Annotated in this window: 19 protein-coding genes; 18 read left to right on the forward strand and 1 reads right to left on the reverse strand. The window is 67.5% G+C overall.

What is annotated here, in order from left to right:
• Positions 1-112: 112 nt before the first annotated feature.
• The 18 genes from secY (at position 113) to rplQ (ending at position 14256) form a co-directional block, all read left to right on the forward strand.
• Positions 113-1423, forward strand: coding sequence for a preprotein translocase subunit SecY (gene secY, locus ABTX24_RS15585; protein ID WP_160027016.1), 1311 nt, complete (start codon positions 113-115; stop codon positions 1421-1423).
• The gene (locus tag ABTX24_RS15590) at positions 1420-1995 is read left to right on the forward strand and encodes an adenylate kinase (protein ID WP_160027018.1); all 576 of its coding nucleotides are present in this window, start codon (positions 1420-1422) and stop codon (positions 1993-1995) included. Before secY ends, ABTX24_RS15590 begins: the two co-directional genes overlap by 4 nt.
• A 30-nt stretch (positions 1996-2025) precedes the next feature.
• The gene (gene map, locus ABTX24_RS15595) at positions 2026-2841 is read left to right on the forward strand and encodes a type I methionyl aminopeptidase (RefSeq protein WP_350840758.1); all 816 of its coding nucleotides are present in this window, start codon (positions 2026-2028) and stop codon (positions 2839-2841) included.
• A gap of 7 nt (positions 2842-2848) precedes the next feature.
• Positions 2849-3460 carry a 4'-phosphopantetheinyl transferase family protein gene (locus ABTX24_RS15600; protein ID WP_350840760.1) on the forward strand — a complete coding sequence of 204 codons (612 nt, stop codon included), beginning with the start codon at positions 2849-2851 and terminating at the stop codon, positions 3458-3460.
• A 271-nt stretch (positions 3461-3731) separates the two neighbouring features.
• On the forward strand, positions 3732-4817 hold the full coding sequence (locus tag ABTX24_RS15605; RefSeq protein WP_350840762.1) for an enterochelin esterase domain-containing protein: 1086 nt from the start codon (positions 3732-3734) through the stop codon (positions 4815-4817).
• A 30-nt stretch (positions 4818-4847) separates the two neighbouring features.
• Positions 4848-5885, forward strand: coding sequence for an LLM class flavin-dependent oxidoreductase (locus ABTX24_RS15610; protein ID WP_350840764.1), 1038 nt, complete (start codon positions 4848-4850; stop codon positions 5883-5885).
• A 327-nt stretch (positions 5886-6212) separates the two neighbouring features.
• Positions 6213-7484, forward strand: coding sequence for a sensor histidine kinase (locus ABTX24_RS15615; protein WP_350840766.1), 1272 nt, complete (start codon positions 6213-6215; stop codon positions 7482-7484).
• 29 nt (positions 7485-7513) lie between these two features.
• Positions 7514-7963, forward strand: a complete 450-nt coding sequence (locus ABTX24_RS15620; RefSeq protein WP_091052410.1) for a roadblock/LC7 domain-containing protein — start codon at positions 7514-7516, stop codon at positions 7961-7963.
• The gene (locus ABTX24_RS15625) at positions 7960-8304 is read left to right on the forward strand and encodes a DUF742 domain-containing protein (protein WP_160027031.1); all 345 of its coding nucleotides are present in this window, start codon (positions 7960-7962) and stop codon (positions 8302-8304) included. The genes ABTX24_RS15620 and ABTX24_RS15625 overlap by 4 nt, the downstream gene beginning before the upstream one ends.
• Positions 8282-8872: a GTP-binding protein gene (locus ABTX24_RS15630; protein WP_160027033.1), complete on the forward strand. Its 591-nt coding sequence runs from the start codon at positions 8282-8284 to the stop codon at positions 8870-8872. Before ABTX24_RS15625 ends, ABTX24_RS15630 begins: the two co-directional genes overlap by 23 nt.
• A gap of 33 nt (positions 8873-8905) precedes the next feature.
• Entirely contained in the window at positions 8906-10159 is a 1254-nt protein-coding gene (locus ABTX24_RS15635; protein WP_160027035.1) for a styrene monooxygenase/indole monooxygenase family protein, read from the forward strand.
• A 233-nt stretch (positions 10160-10392) separates the two neighbouring features.
• Positions 10393-10614 carry a translation initiation factor IF-1 gene (infA, locus tag ABTX24_RS15640; RefSeq protein ID WP_011757309.1) on the forward strand — a complete coding sequence of 74 codons (222 nt, stop codon included), beginning with the start codon at positions 10393-10395 and terminating at the stop codon, positions 10612-10614.
• Positions 10615-10641: 27 nt separating this feature from the next.
• Positions 10642-10755, forward strand: a complete 114-nt coding sequence (gene rpmJ / locus ABTX24_RS15645) for a 50S ribosomal protein L36 (protein ID WP_008361054.1) — start codon at positions 10642-10644, stop codon at positions 10753-10755.
• Positions 10756-10994: 239 nt separating this feature from the next.
• A complete protein-coding gene (rpsM, locus tag ABTX24_RS15650) occupies positions 10995-11372 on the forward strand; it encodes a 30S ribosomal protein S13 (protein ID WP_008361056.1) in 378 nt (125 codons plus the stop codon).
• Positions 11373-11443: 71 nt separating this feature from the next.
• A complete protein-coding gene (gene rpsK / locus ABTX24_RS15655; RefSeq protein ID WP_091052417.1) occupies positions 11444-11845 on the forward strand; it encodes a 30S ribosomal protein S11 in 402 nt (133 codons plus the stop codon).
• A 34-nt stretch (positions 11846-11879) separates the two neighbouring features.
• Positions 11880-12488, forward strand: a complete 609-nt coding sequence (rpsD, locus tag ABTX24_RS15660; protein WP_160027044.1) for a 30S ribosomal protein S4 — start codon at positions 11880-11882, stop codon at positions 12486-12488.
• Between the two features lie 149 nt (positions 12489-12637).
• The gene (locus ABTX24_RS15665; RefSeq protein WP_008361061.1) at positions 12638-13654 is read left to right on the forward strand and encodes a DNA-directed RNA polymerase subunit alpha; all 1017 of its coding nucleotides are present in this window, start codon (positions 12638-12640) and stop codon (positions 13652-13654) included.
• A gap of 74 nt (positions 13655-13728) precedes the next feature.
• Complete coding sequence (gene rplQ, locus ABTX24_RS15670) at positions 13729-14256, forward strand: 50S ribosomal protein L17 (RefSeq protein WP_350840768.1); 528 nt, start codon at positions 13729-13731, stop codon at positions 14254-14256.
• A gap of 48 nt (positions 14257-14304) precedes the next feature.
• Here the strand turns inward: rplQ and ABTX24_RS15675 are convergent, their stop codons facing one another.
• The gene (locus ABTX24_RS15675; RefSeq protein WP_350840770.1) at positions 14305-14973 is read right to left on the reverse strand and encodes a hypothetical protein; all 669 of its coding nucleotides are present in this window, start codon (positions 14971-14973) and stop codon (positions 14305-14307) included.
• Between the last annotated feature and the right edge of the window lie 18 nt (positions 14974-14991).

Consider the following 14991-nt stretch of genomic DNA (forward strand, 5'->3'; position numbering starts at 1 on the left):
CCCGCTGTTTCAGCCCTACGTGCAAGAACTGCCGTGGGGGCTGTTAGGCTGCCACGGGTTTTCGCATCGGCGCAGGCCCTGCGACCCCTGATTGTCGAAAGAGGAACCATTCGTGCTTGGCGCGTTCGCATCAGCGTTCCGTACTCCGGACCTGCGCAAGAAGCTGCTCTTCGTTCTCTTCATCGTCGTGATCTTCAGGGCTGGGTCCCAGATCCCGGCTCCTGGCGTTCACGTCGCGAACGTCCAGCAGTGTCTTGACGCGGCTCAGACCGGTGACAGCGCCGGCCTCTACAACCTGGTCAATCTCTTCTCCGGTGGCGCACTGCTGCAGTTGACGATCTTCGCGCTCGGCATCATGCCGTACATCACCGCGAGCATCATCCTGCAGCTTCTCGTCGTGGTGATCCCTCGCCTCGAGCGCCTCAAGAAGGAGGGCCAGGCGGGACAGACGAAGATCACGCAGTACACCCGCTACCTGACCCTCGGTCTCGCGGTCCTGCAGGCCACCGGCATCGTCGCCCTGGCCCGTTCCGGTGACCTGCTCCAGGGCTGCACCCAGCCGCTGCTGCACGACGACGGCACCGCCACCTTCCTGGTCATGGTCATCACCATGACCGCCGGCACCGCGGTCATCATGTGGCTCGGTGAGCTCATCACCGAGCGCGGCATCGGCAACGGTATGTCGATCCTCATCTTCACCCAGGTCGTCGCCACCTTCCCGGCCACCATGTGGGCGGTCAAGAACGACAAGGGCTGGTGGACCTTCGCGATCGTGATCGTCATCGGTCTGGCGATCATGGCGGCGGTCATCTTCATCGAGCAGGCCCAGCGCCGGATCCCGGTCCAGTACGCGCGCCGCATGGTCGGTCGCAAGATGTTCGGCGGCTCGTCGACGTACATCCCGCTCAAGGTGAACCAGGCCGGTGTCATCCCGGTCATCTTCGCCTCGTCGCTGCTCTACCTGCCGGCGATGGCGGCGCAGTTCAACCAGAACGCGCAGAACCCGCCGGCGTGGGTCGACTGGATCAACAACTACTTCGTCCAGGGCGACCACCCGGTCTACATGGCGACGTACTTCGCGCTGATCATCTTCTTCACCTACTTCTACGTGTCGATCACCTTCAACCCGCCGGAGGTCGCCGACAACATGAAGAAGTACGGCGGCTTCATTCCTGGAATTCGGGCCGGGAAGCCGACCGAGGACTACCTGTCCTACGTTCTGTCCCGTATCACACTGCCGGGCTCGCTCTACCTCGGTCTGGTTGCGCTCATCCCGCTGATCGCGCTGGCGCTCATCAATGCGAACCAGAACTTCCCGTTCGGCGGCACCTCGATCCTCATCATGGTCGGCGTCGCCCTCGACACGGTGAAGCAGATCGAGAGCCAGCTCCAGCAGCGCAACTATGAAGGGTTCCTCCGATGAGACTGATCATCATGGGCCCGCCGGGAGCCGGTAAGGGCACCCAGGCGAAGTTCATCGCCGAGCACTTCGAGATCCCGGCGATCTCGACCGGCGACATCTTCCGCGCCAACGTCTCCCAGGGCACGCCCCTCGGTGTCGAGGCCGCGTCCTACATGGACAAGGGAGAGTACGTCCCGGACACGATCACGAACCTGATGGTCCGCAACCGGATCGACGAGCCCGACGCGGCCCAGGGATTCCTGCTCGACGGCTACCCGCGCACGCTCGCGCAGGTCGAAGAGCTCGACGGGATGATCAAGTACACCGGCCACGCGCTGGACGCAGTGGTCGTGCTGACGGTCGACAAGGACGAGATCGTGCAGCGGCTGCTGCAGCGTGCCGAGCTCGAGGGTCGCGCCGACGACACCGAGGACGTCATCCGCCGCCGCCAGGAGGTCTACCTCGAGGAGACCGCGCCGCTGATCGAGGTCTACAAGGGTCGCGGCCTGGTCCACGAGATCGACGGCATGGGTGACGTCGACGACGTCACCAAGCGGATCTTCGACGAGCTCGACATCGTCCCTGAGTCCTGAGACAGACATCTTGTACGCAACGGGGGAGCAGTGGGCTTCTTGAACAAGGTCCAGATCAAGACCCCTGAGCAGATCGAGAAGATGCGTCGGGCCGGCCTCGTGGTCGGCGAGACGCTCGAGGTGCTCCGGGCCGCCGCGCGGCCCGGAGTCACCCTTCTCGAGCTCGACGCCATCGCCGAGGACTCGATCCGGTCCCGGGGTGGCGTCCCGTCGTTCAAGGGCTACCACGGCTTCCCGGGCTCGATCTGTGCCTCGGTCGACGAGGTCGTGGTCCACGGCATCCCCGGTTCCCGGGTGCTCCAGGACGGCGACATCATCTCGATCGACTGCGGCGCCATCGTCGATGGCTGGCACGGCGACGCCGCGATCACGGTGCCCATGGGCTCGGTGCCCGAGGAGGTCTCCGAGCTGATGCGCGTCACCGAGGAGTCCATGTGGCACGGCATCGCCGCTGCTCGCCTCGGCGGACGGGTCACCGACATCTCGCACGCCATCGAGACCTACGTCGACTCCCAGGGCGACTACGGCATCCTCGAGGACTTCAGCGGCCACGGCATCGGCACCGAGATGCACATGGAGCCGTCGGTGTTCAACTACGGCAAGCCCGGCAAGGGGCCGAAGCTGCAGCGCGGCATCGCGCTCGCCGTCGAGCCGATGCTCACCCTCGGCGGCCCCGAGGTCACCACCCTGGAGGACGACTGGACCGTCGTGACCGACGACGGCTCCTGGGCGGCCCACTTCGAGCACACCTTCGCGCTCACCTCCGACGGCGCCTGGGTGCTCACCGCGCTCGACGGCGGCGAGGAGATGCTCGGCAAGCTCGGGGTGCCCTGGGGCGGTCACTGAGCCGCGTATGACCGAGATCGTGCGCTTCGCGGCAGTGGCCGAGGTCGACGCCGATCTGGGGGTGCTCTCGACCGCGGAGCGGGCGCGTCATGAGCGGCTGGTCGCCGATGCGGACAAGCAGGCGTACGCCGCCGCGCACGTCCTCGTCCGCGAGTGCGCCGCGGAGCTGCTGGGCACCGTGCGCGAGGAGATCGTGATCGAGCAGCGCTGTGCACGTTGCGACAGCACCGAGCACGGAGCCCCGTCGGTGGCCGGCGCCGCAGGGGTCCGGGTGAGCCTCAGCCACACCCGCGGCCAGGTCGCCGCGGTTGCTGCCGCCCGACGCTGCGGCATCGACGTGGAGAAGGTCTCGCGCGGGCCCGACAGGGCGCTCTCGCCGCGCGAGGTCGCCTGGGTGGCGGGACAGGAGGACGCTGCGTACGCGTTCACCCGGTTGTGGGTGCGCAAGGAGGCGTTGGTCAAGGCCGGTCACGGCAGCATGGCGGCGGCGCAGCGCCTCGACGTCCTCGCCGGCGACGTCCCGGCGGAGCAGGTCGGGGAGGTCCGGCTCACCCAGTGGGAGGGCTCCGGATTCCTCGGCGCGGTCGCGATCTGTGCCGACATGTGGACCGAAAACTGATAGGAAACTGAACGATTCCCGCTTACCAACGCGTTTGACTAGCGGATATGCGACATCACCTATCAGTTGACAGAGAAAGGGACCTCGGCATCTCGCGTAGGGCCCCCGACTGTGAGTAACTTGGTCAGCCCGCGGGGACAGAGAGAGCCCCGTACTCGGGAGGAAGAACCGGATGAGTACGCAGTTGCGACCACCAACGGCGGCGCGACCCAATCCATCAGCACGGACGCGGAGCGCGATCATCGACCGCCTCAGTCCTGAGGACATCGACATGTTCTGGGACCAGATCGCCACCTCGCTCCCGCTCGTCGAGGAGACGGGCGCCGGCGCCGCGGACCATGAGGTGATCGTCACCTTCTGCTGGCGCGATGACGAGGCCGAGGAGGTGCTCCTCTTCGCCAACAGGCTGACCGACGAGCGTCATCTCGCCGAGACGATGCTCGAGCGGAAGGAAGGCACCGACCTGTGGCACGCCTCGTTCCTGATGAAGGGCGACTGGCGGGCCTCGTACTCCTTCCTGTGCAAGCACCCCGGCGAACCGGCCCCGTGGGAGAGCGAGGGTCAGGTCGAGCTGCGTGCCGTGCTGCACCGTGGCTACCTCGACCCGCTCAACCCCGACTGGTGCCACAACCGGCAGGGCGTCAAGCAGTCGGTCGTCTCCCTGCCCGATGCCCCGCTGCAGCCGTGGCTGTTCCGCCGCGACGACGTCGTCCCCGGCACGGTGACGCTGGAAGTGGGCCCCGACGGCCGTGACGTCTGGCTCTACGACCCCGCCGGCGCCGGTCTCAACGTCGACCTGCCGCTCGTGGTCGCCCTCGACGGTGAGATCTGGACCGACCACCACTCGCTGCCGACCACGCTCGACAACCTGATCGCCGACGGCCACCTCCGCCACGTACGCTGCGTCCTGCCCGCCTCCGGCGGCCGCGACAAGCGGTGGGAGGAGCTCGCCGGCGGCGAGGGTGCCGACTACATCGTCAACCAGCTGCTGCCGTGGGTGCGCGAGCGCCGCGCGGTCTCCGAGGAGACGTACGTCGTGGGTCAGAGCCTCGGCGGCGTCACCGCGCTACGTGCCGGCCTGACCTATCCCGAGCACATCCACGGGGTCGCGAGCCAGTCGGCCTCGCTGTGGCTCGACGACCTCGCCGACGCTGTCACGGCGGAGGCGAAGACGCGTGTGCACCTGGCGCACGGCACTCAGGAGTGGGTCCTCGACGAGCTCCACCACGACCTCGTCGACCGTCTCCGTGCGGCTGGGATCGACGTCACGTCCGCCGAGCACAACGGTGGCCACGACTACGCCTGGTGGCGCTCGGCCGTCGCTGACGGACTGCGCGCGCTGCTGCCGCCGGAATAACGGACGCCCCGGGGCGGGTTGAGACTTCACGTGAAGCTGAGCGTTCTCGACCTCGTCCCGGTCCGCAAGGACCAGTCCTCCGCAGATGCCCTGGCCGCGACGCTGTCGTTGGCGAAGGTGGCCGACGAGCTCGGGTTCGAGCGCTACTGGCTCGCCGAGCACCACAACATGCCGGCGGTCGGGTCGACCAACCCGCCGGTGCTGATCTCACTGGTGGCCGGCGCGACCGAGCGGATCCGGGTCGGGTCCGGGGGAGTGATGCTGCCCAACCACGCACCTCTGGTGGTGGCCGAGCAGTTCTCGCTGCTCGAGGCGGCGTTCCCGGGGCGCATCGACCTCGGCATCGGCCGCGCGCCGGGGACCGACCCGGTGACCTCCTGGGCGCTGCGTCACGGCGCCGGCGGGGTGAGCGACGACGCGGTCAACCGCTTCCCGGAGTACCTCGACAACATCGTCGCGATGATGGCGCCGGAGGGCGTCGGGCTGATGGCCGGTGGCCGCCAGCACGTCCTGCACGCGACCCCGTCGGCCGCGTCGGTCGCCGAGCTCTGGCTGCTCGGCTCCTCGGACTACTCCGCGCGCCTGGCTGCCGAGAAGGGCCTGCCGTACGTCTTCGCCCACCACTTCGCGGGCAACGGCACCGACACCAAGGCGATGATCGAGCTCTACCGCTCGACCTTCCAGCCCTCCGAGCTCCTCAGCGAGCCGAAGACGTTCCTGACCGTCAACGCCAGCGTGGCCGAGACCGCCGAGGAGGCCGACCGCCGGGCGCTGCCCCAGCTGCTGACCATGCTGAAGCTGCGCACCGGCCAGCCGCTGACCGCGCAGCCCAGCATCGACGAGGCCGAGAAGACGGAGATCCCCGAAGCCCACCAGGGGCTGGTCGACACGATGCGTGGCCGATGGATCATCGGCTCCGCCGCGTACGCGAAGGCTCGCCTGGCCGGGATGGCCGAGGAGTACGGCGTGGACGAGGTCATGGTGAACCCGGTCGGATCGGCGTACGAGGGCACGGACCCGCGCACCGCGCCGGCGCGTGAGGAGACGCTGCGCCTGCTGGCCGGCTGAGTTGGGCGGCCGCGTAGGATCGGGGCCACCTCGTCGCGAGGTGACGGCGCGCCTGAGCCACTTGGGACGAGGGACCTAGGACACTGTCTGCTTCTGGGTGCGTAACTCTGCACTCGCGCACCGGTTGTGCCAGTCTGATCAACGCTCTGTTTCCTTCTCCACATTTGAAAGTGCCGCCTCATGACACGCTGGAGCCTGCGCTGGTTGAAGCGCCGGGGGCCCCAGACTGCGACGCTCGCTGAGCAGTCAGATCCGGGTCTTGCTCGCTCATTCCCTCCGACCGGGGGTCAGGCCGTGCCTTTTCCGCCGGTGCCATCGAACCCCGCCATGCCACCGATCTCCTCCACGCCACCTCCCCGCCAGGAGGAAGAGGACGAGGCCTGGCCCGAGATCATGGAGCAGTTCGGGCTCCACCTGATCAGCCTGGCCGAGCAGATGCGGATCTCGCTCGACGGCCTCGAGGCCGACGAGGACGACCCTGATCGGCTGAAGAAGCTCTATGAGGTCGACCACGCCGTCACCCGCATGCGGCGCGCGAGCCGCGACCTGCGTACGCTCGCCGGCCGCGCCGAGGACGAGATGGGCGGCATCGACACCTCGCTGCTGGACATCATCCGGATGGCGCTGTCGGGCATCGAGCGCTACAACCAGGTCACGATCGGCCGGGTGAGCGATCTCGCCGTCATCGGCTACGCCGCCGACGACGTCTCCTGCCTGATCGCCGCGCTGCTGGACAACGCGACCAAGTACTCCCCGGGCGCGGTGACGGTCAACGTCCACCTCGCCGACGCCGGCGACGTGCTGTTCCGCATCGAGGACACCGGCATCGGTATCCCGGAGCGATCGGTGGGCCGCCTCAACGCGCTGCTGGCGGGCCCGATCGTGGAGCTGGTCAGCAAGTCCGGGAGCCACACCGGCTTCCCGGTGGTGCACCGGATCGCCCGCAAGTACGACATCGACGTACGCCTCGCCACCCGCCCCGCGCCCGGCAACGGGATGATCGCGATGGTGACGGTGCCGGCCCAGCTCCTGTGCGAGGTTCCGGTCACCCCGCTCGAGCCGGCCGAGCTGCCGAGGGCCTCGAGCGCGAGCAGCGTCGCGGTCCTGCCGCCCGCCCCGCGGCGGCGCGGACCCCAGTCCGCGACGCAGCCGGCCGCCCAGCCCGTGCGGCGCGAGATGCGACCGTCCTCGCTCCAGCCGTTGCGACGGCCGACGCCGCCGGCCGAACAGGTTGCGCCGCAGACCGGGCAACAGCCCGTGGTGCACCAGCCTGTGCAGCCGCCGGCGGCGCAGTTCGCACCAGCGCCCAGCGAGCAGCGGTCGCCGGATCTCGCCACCGACACGATGAAGACGTCGATCCCGGTCCCCGGCGAGACGGATGGGACGGATGAGACGAATGAGGCCTCCGTGCCCGCTGAGCAGAGCAGCCCAGTAGAGTCAGGTGCGCTCCCGCGCCGGGAGCCGGTCAGCCTGCGCAGCAAGCCGGCCGTGCCCGAAGCAGCCGTTGGACCGCAGACGGATGAGTCCTCGCCCGAGGACCAGTCGGCGGCCCGGCACTCCTTCGCCGACGATCTCGACGCGTTCTCCCTTGGTAGCTAAGACCCAGCAGTGAAAGGAACCCTTTCGTAATGGAAAGCCCGGTCGTCCCCCGCGACCCCAAGGAATTCAGCTGGCTGATCGACAACTTCGCCAGCTCCACCCCCGGTGTGACCCATGCGCTCATCGTCTCCTCCGACGGACTCCCGCTGATCGGTGCCGGTGGCATGTCCGCCAACGTCGCCGACCCGCTCGCCGCGATGACGGCCGGAGTGATCAGCCTCGGCAACAACATCGCGCGCGAGGTGGGCGAACCCGGCTGTGACCAGGTGATGCTGAAGTTCCACACCGGTCACTTCCTCTTCATGGGCATCGGTGACCTCGCGGGCTTCGCCGTCCTCGTCGGCGCCGGTGCGAACCTGGGCGTCGTCGCCCACAAGATGGCCCAGATGGTCGACGCCGTCGGCCACGTACTCACTCCCCAGATGCGCGACGAGCTGCGCCAGATGACGGTCAGCTCGATGGCGGGAGAGCGCGCGTGAGCTCCAACCCGTGGGTGCGTCCTTACGTACTGACGGGAGGCCGCACCAAGACCAACCACCAGCTGTACGTGCACACGCTGGTCTCGGCGGCGCACTTCGACGCGCGCGCGGCCGCCAAGCTGACGCCCGAGTCGCGCCGGCTCTACGACCGCGTACGCCTCGGGCCACAGTCGGTCGCGGAGCTGTCCGCACACTGCGGGATCTCGCTCGGGGTGACGCGCGTGCTGCTCGAGGATCTTGCCTCGACCGAGCACCTGCAGATCAATGAGGGGGCGTACGACTCCCCGTTCGACCACCGTCTGTTGAAGAGAGTTATCGATGGCCTTTCCGAGCTCGGCTGACCGCCCGGCACTGACCGTCACCTCTGCAAAGCTCGTGATCGCGGGAGGGTTCGGCGTCGGGAAGTCGACCCTGGTCGCCTCGGTCTCGGAGATCCCGCCGGTCAACACCGAGGCGTGGATGACGCAGGCCGGCGAGTCGGTGGACCCGCTCTCGGACGCGAGCGCCAAGACGACCACCACGGTCGCGATGGACTTCGGCCGGGTCACCCTTGCCCCTGACCTGCTGCTCTACCTGTTCGGCACCCCGGGTCAGCCCCGGTTCTGGCCGATGTGGGACGACCTGTGCCGCGGCGCCAGCGGTGCCGTCGTACTCGTCGACACCCGCCAGCTCGACGCGTCCTTCCCCGCGGTCAACTACTTCGAGAACGACAGCGACGTCCCGTTCATCGTGGCGGTCAACCTGTTCGACGGGAAGCTGACCCACTCTCTGGAGAAGGTGCGCGACGCGCTCTGCCTCGACGAGCGGACGCCACTGGTGACCGTGGACGCCCGCGACCGCAGGTCGACGGCCAAGACGTTGGTCGCCTGCCTGTCACACACGATGAAAACCACCCCCACACGCGCCTGAGCCCGGAGGCGTACCCACTCCGAAGGAGTTTCATTGCGCAAGATCCTGATCGTCGGCGCCGGACAGGCGGGCATGCAGCTCGCTCTCAGCCTCCAGGCCGAGGGCTACGAGGTGACGGTCATGTCCGCGCGTACGCCCGATGAGCTGCGCGACGGCTGGCCGATGTCGACGCAGGTCATGTTCGACCCTGCGCTGCAGTACGAGCGCGTCTACGACCTCAACCTGTGGGAGGACGAGGCGCCCCGCATCCCCGCGGTCGGCATCTCGGTCAGCCCGGAGCCCGGGGTCCGCGCGCTCAAGTTCGACGGGCCCTGGGAGCCGTACGCCATGTCCGTCGACCAGCGCCTGAAGATGTCCTCGTGGCTGGAGCTGTTCGAGGACCGGGGCGGCCGGATCATCTACCACCCGGTGATGACCTCCGACCTGGCCGGCCTCGCCTCGATGTACGAGCTGACCCTGATCGCGGCCGGCAAGGGCGAGATCGTCGAGCTCTTCGACCGCGACCCGGTCCGGTCCAAGTACGACACCCCCGGCCGCGCGCTCTCGGCGATCTACCTCCACGGCATGGTCGAGCCCGACGACTTCCCGGCCGGGAGCATGCGGATCAACGTCGCGCCCGGGGTGGGGGAGCTGTTCGTGATCAGCGCCCTGACCCAGTTCGGGCCGAGCCGGGTCGCGTTCGTCGAGGCGATCCCCGACGGTCCCTTCGACTGCTTCTGGGACCGCCCCCGCCCGGACGAGCACCTGCGCCGGCTGCAGCACGTGATGCTCGAGCACATGCCGTGGGAGGGCGAGCTGATGCGCGACTGCGAGCCCACCGACGCCCGCGCCTCGCTCTCGGGCGCCTTCACCGGCACGATCCGCAAGCCGTACGCCGAGGTCGCGGACGGCACCTTCGTCTTCGGCATGGGTGACGTCGTCGTGGTCAACGACCCGATCGCGGGGCAGGGCTCCAACAACGCCGCCCACTGCGCCGGGATCTACACCCAGGCGATCCTGGAACGCGGCGACCGGCCGTTCGACCCCGAGTGGATGCAGGCGACCTTCGAGACCTTCTGGGAGACCCGTGCCCAGCACTCGACCGGTCTGACCGACGCGCTGCTCAACCCGCTTCCCGACCACGTGCAGCAGGTGCTCGGCGCGGCCACGCAGCACCAGGCGGTGGCGGACCGGTTCACCCGGCTCTTCCCGCACCCCGAGGACCTCGGACCGTTCCTCGGCGACCCGGAAGCGGCGCTCGCGTACGTCGCGGAGGTCGCTCAGGCGGACGCGGCCACCCGGGCTTGACGATTAGGGCATTGCTGTTCTAGGGGTCTAGGCTTGGTAGTCGGTCCAACGTGGGTCTGTCTCGTCGTGCCTCGCGGCTGCCCGGTCAGCGCGCTTCTGTGCGCTCGCGGGTGAGACATGCAGATGGCTTCACGAGGTCCACTCCGAGTTTTCGGAGAGGTTCCCGGACCGCCCGCGGGTCATCCGATCCGTGGTTTGAACGGTAGATGACCGACCAACAGATTGCAGAGGGCATGCCGAAGAAAGAAGGCGTGATCGAGATCGAGGGTACCGTAGTGGAGGCCCTCCCCAACGCCATGTTCCGTGTGGAGCTGAGCAACGGACACAAGGTTCTCGCCCACATCAGCGGCAAGATGCGACAGCACTACATCCGGATCCTTCCTGAGGACCGCGTGGTGGTGGAGCTGTCTCCCTACGACCTGACGCGCGGTCGGATCGTCTACCGGTACAAGTAACCAGCCGACGATCAAGAAAGGGCTGACATGAAGGTCAACCCGAGCGTGAAGAAGATCTGTGACAAGTGCAAGGTGATCCGTCGCCACGGCCGCGTCATGGTGATCTGCGAGAACCCGCGCCACAAGCAGCGCCAAGGCTGAGGAGCGAGGTCAAACAGCGAGCTTGCTCGTCTGTTTGCGCCGAGCGACGAAGTCGTGCCGCCGAAGGCGGCCGGGCTGAGCCCAGCTCGCAGCAACAACTGAATATTCGCATCGAGTCGCTAGGACGCTGATCCAGATTTCTGGAGTCCGAAGTCACCTCCGGAGCAGAGGCCGGAGCCCGAGGGTGCCACCCCGGGGCGCGACCCGACCGACACCTCTGTCGAAACGTAAGGAACACAATGGCACGCCTCCAAGGTGTTGACCTTCCGCGCGACAAGCGCGTGGAGATCGCTCTCACCTACATCTACGGCATCGGCCGTACCACCTCGCAGAAGCTCCTCGAGGCCACCGGCGTCAACCCGAACACCCGGGTGCACGCTCTGGCTGAGGACGAGCTGGTCAAGCTCCGTGACGAGATCGAAGCCCAGGGCATCCAGACCGAGGGTGACCTCCGTCGTGAGGTCCAGGCTGACATCCGCCGCAAGATCGAGATCGGCAGCTACCAGGGTCGCCGCCACCGTCAGGGCCTTCCGGTCCGCGGTCAGCGCACCAAGACCAACGCGCGCACCCGCAAGGGCCCGAAGCGCACCGTCGCCGGCAAGAAGAAGGCCAAGTGATCCGACGCGCCCTGCGCGTTGATCCGGCTTTCGCCTCGATCTCACAGACCAGCCAACACAGGAGTTAATGCATGCCTCCGAAGACCCGACAGGGTGCGACGAAGGTTCGTCGCAAGGAGAAGAAGAACGTCGCTCAGGGCGAGGCCCACATCAAGAGCACGTTCAACAACACGATCGTCACGATCACCGACCCGACCGGTGCGGTGATCTCGTGGGCCTCGGCCGGCACCGTCGGTTTCAAGGGCTCGCGTAAGTCCACCCCGTTCGCCGCTCAGATGGCCGCCGAGGCCGCTGGTCGCCGTGCGATGGACCACGGCATGAAGAAGATCGACGTCTTCGTGAAGGGCCCGGGCTCGGGCCGCGAGACCGCGATCCGTTCCCTGGGTGCGATCGGCCTCGAGGTCGGCACCATCCAGGATGTCACGCCGGCCCCGCACAACGGTTGCCGTCCGCCCAAGCGCCGCCGCGTTTGATCCCCACCGAGACATAGAAGGAGACTGAAGAGTAATGGCCCGTTACACCGGACCCATGACCCGCAAGTCGCGCCGTCTCGGTGTCGACCTTGTCGGCAACGACGCGGCGTTCGAGAAGCGCCCCTACCCTCCCGGCCAGCACGGCCGCGGCCGCATCAAGGAGAGCGAGTACCTCCTCCAGCTTCGTGAGAAGCAGAAGGCTCGCTTCACCTACGGCGTGATGGAGAAGCAGTTCGCTTCCTACTACGCCGAGGCCCACCGTCGCGGTGGCAAGACCGGTGACAACCTGCTCCAGCTGCTCGAGGGCCGCCTGGACAACGTCGTCTACCGTGCCGGCTTCGCCCGCACCCGCCGCCAGGCCCGCCAGCTGGTCGTTCACGGCCACTTCCTGGTCAACGGCAAGAAGGTCAACGTGCCTTCGTTCCAGGTCTCGGCTCACGACGTCATCGACGTTCGCGAGAAGTCGCTGGAGATGACCCCGTTCATCGTGGCTCGCGAGACCCACGGCGAGCGCGTCGTCCCGGCCTGGCTCGAGGCTGTCCCGAGCCGGATGCGCATCCTGGTTCACCAGCTCCCCGTCCGGGCTCAGATCGACGTCCCGGTCCAGGAGCAGCTGATCGTCGAGTACTACTCGAAGCTCTGATCAGCCCCACGCAGTAACCACGGTGAGTCCCCGGCGTTCAAACTTCACAGAAGACGTACGCCGGGGCCTTGCCGCCCCCACAGCCTTCCGTCATCACCCCTTGAAGTTCGGGTCCGTCAAATAGCGGTCGGCCCGGAAAGGACAAATCAGTGCTTATCGCACAGCGCCCCACCCTGTCGGAAGAGTCCGTCGAGGAGTTCCGCTCCCGCTTCGTGATCGAGCCCCTCGAGCCGGGCTTCGGTTACACGCTGGGCAACTCTCTTCGCCGCACCCTGCTCTCCTCGATCCCCGGTGCTTCGGTCACCTCGATCAAGATCGACGGCGTCCTCCACGAGTTCTCGACCATCGAGGGCGTCAAGGAAGATGTCACCGAGATCATCCTCAACCTCAAGGGTCTGGTCGTCTCCTCGGAGCACGACGAGCCCGTCACCATGTACCTGCGCAAGTCCGGTGCCGGTGACGTCACCGCCGCCGACATCGCGCCGCCGGCCGGTGTCGAGGTGCACAACCCCGACCTGAAGATCGCGACGCTGTCCGACAAGGGCAAGATCGAGCTCGAGCTCGTCGTCGAGCGTGGCCGTGGCTACGTCTCCGCCGTCCAGAACAAGGGCGCCGAGAACGAGATCGGCCGCATCCCGGTCGACTCGATCTACTCGCCGGTCCTCAAGGTCAGCTACAAGGTCGAGGCCACCCGTGTCGAGCAGCGCACGGACTTCGACAAGCTCGTCATCGACGTCGAGACCAAGCCGTCCATCGCTCCCCGCGACGCGATCGCCTCGGCCGGTAAGACCTTGGTCGAGCTCTTCGGTCTGGCCCGCGAGCTGAACGTCGACGCCGAGGGCATCGACATCGGCCCGTCGCCGGTCGACGAGCAGCTCGCCGCCGACCTCGCCCTCCCGGTCGAGGACCTGCAGCTGACCGTTCGTTCCTACAACTGCCTCAAGCGTGAGGGCATCCACACCGTGGGTGAGCTCATCTCGCGCTCGGAGCAGGACCTGCTCGACATCCGCAACTTCGGCGCCAAGTCGATCGACGAGGTCAAGCTGAAGCTGCACGAGATGGGCCTGTCCCTCAAGGACAGCGCTCCGGGCTTCGACCCGTCCGCCGCCCTCGCCGCCTACGGCGACGATGACGACGACGCGTTCGTCGAGGACGAGCAGTACTGAGTTTCCACCAAAACCGCCCCGTGAGGGGCGTCTACCCCGGTACCTGATACGGCCGGAGAGAAGGAGCAGGCACGATGCCTACCCCGAAGAAGGGTGCCCGTTTCGGCGGTTCGCCCGCGCACCAGAAGCTGATCCTCTCGAACCTCGCCACCGCGCTGTTCGAGAACGGCCGCATCACCACCACCGAGGCCAAGGCTCGGCACCTCCGCCCCGTCGCGGAGAAGCTGATCACCAAGGCCAAGAAGGGTGACCTGCACAACCGTCGCGAGGTCCTCAAGACCATCCGCGACAAGTCCGTCGTGCACACCCTCTTCACCGAGATCGCCGAGCAGTTCGCCGAGCGTCCGGGTGGCTACACCCGGATCACCAAGATCGGTCCCCGCAAGGGCGACAACGCTCCGATGGCTGTGATCGAGCTCGTCAACGAGGCCTACGAGCCGAAGACCAAGGCTGCTCCGGCTGCCGCGGCTCCGGTTGCGGCTCCCGTCGAGGAGAAGGTCGAGGAGGCGCCGGTCGAGGAGACCGCTGCCGACGAGACCACCGAGGCCGCCGCCGAGGAGGCTCCCGCTGCGGAGACCAACGAGGACGAGGCCAAGGCCTGATCTGGTTCTGAACTGTGGCCCGTCACCCGCGAGGGTGACGGGCCACTGTCATTTCCCCGAGCTCTGTTCGGAGCGGGCCAGCAGCCAGCAGACGACCCCGCCGCCCACGATGGCCACCGTCGTCGCGACGGTGGAGAGCGCGGAGTACAGCTGCACCGTGGCGAAGTTGTCGAAGGACATCGCCGACGTCAGCACGAGAGATATCGGCACCTGCACGACGATGAGCAGGAGATAGGTGATCGGCAGTCCGATCAGCCAGCGTCGGCCGGTCCAGGCGGCGCATCCCCAGCCGGCCAGGACCAGCAACAGAATCAGCGGTCCGAGGATGCCGGCGACGACCGGGTTGTAGAACTGGAACAGCTGGACGAGGCCGTACCAGAGCAGGGTGCTCAGCAGCCAGGACAGCATCGGCAGCACGATGCCGAGGAGCCGGGCAGTCGGGGTGCGAGCGATGTACGCCGCGCCGCCCGCCACCACGGCGTACAACAGCGCGTTGAGCACGATGGTCACGATGTTGACGATGCCCATACTGGCCGCCGTGCCGCCGAGCAGGTACGTCAGGACGAACCCGACCATCGCGATCGTGACCTGCAGGATCAGCACCGCCACGATGACGACGATGGTGGTGCCCATGATCGAACGGGGAACGGAGCCCGAGACGTGGGTCGGGGGCAGCGGCGTCGGGGGCGGCGGGGGAGGCGGCGCGGCGTGGCTCATGGCAGGCAGCCTGCCGGA

The sequence above is a fragment of the Nocardioides sp. NPDC127514 genome (assembly GCF_040302125.1).
Taxonomy (GTDB): domain Bacteria; phylum Actinomycetota; class Actinomycetes; order Propionibacteriales; family Nocardioidaceae; genus Nocardioides.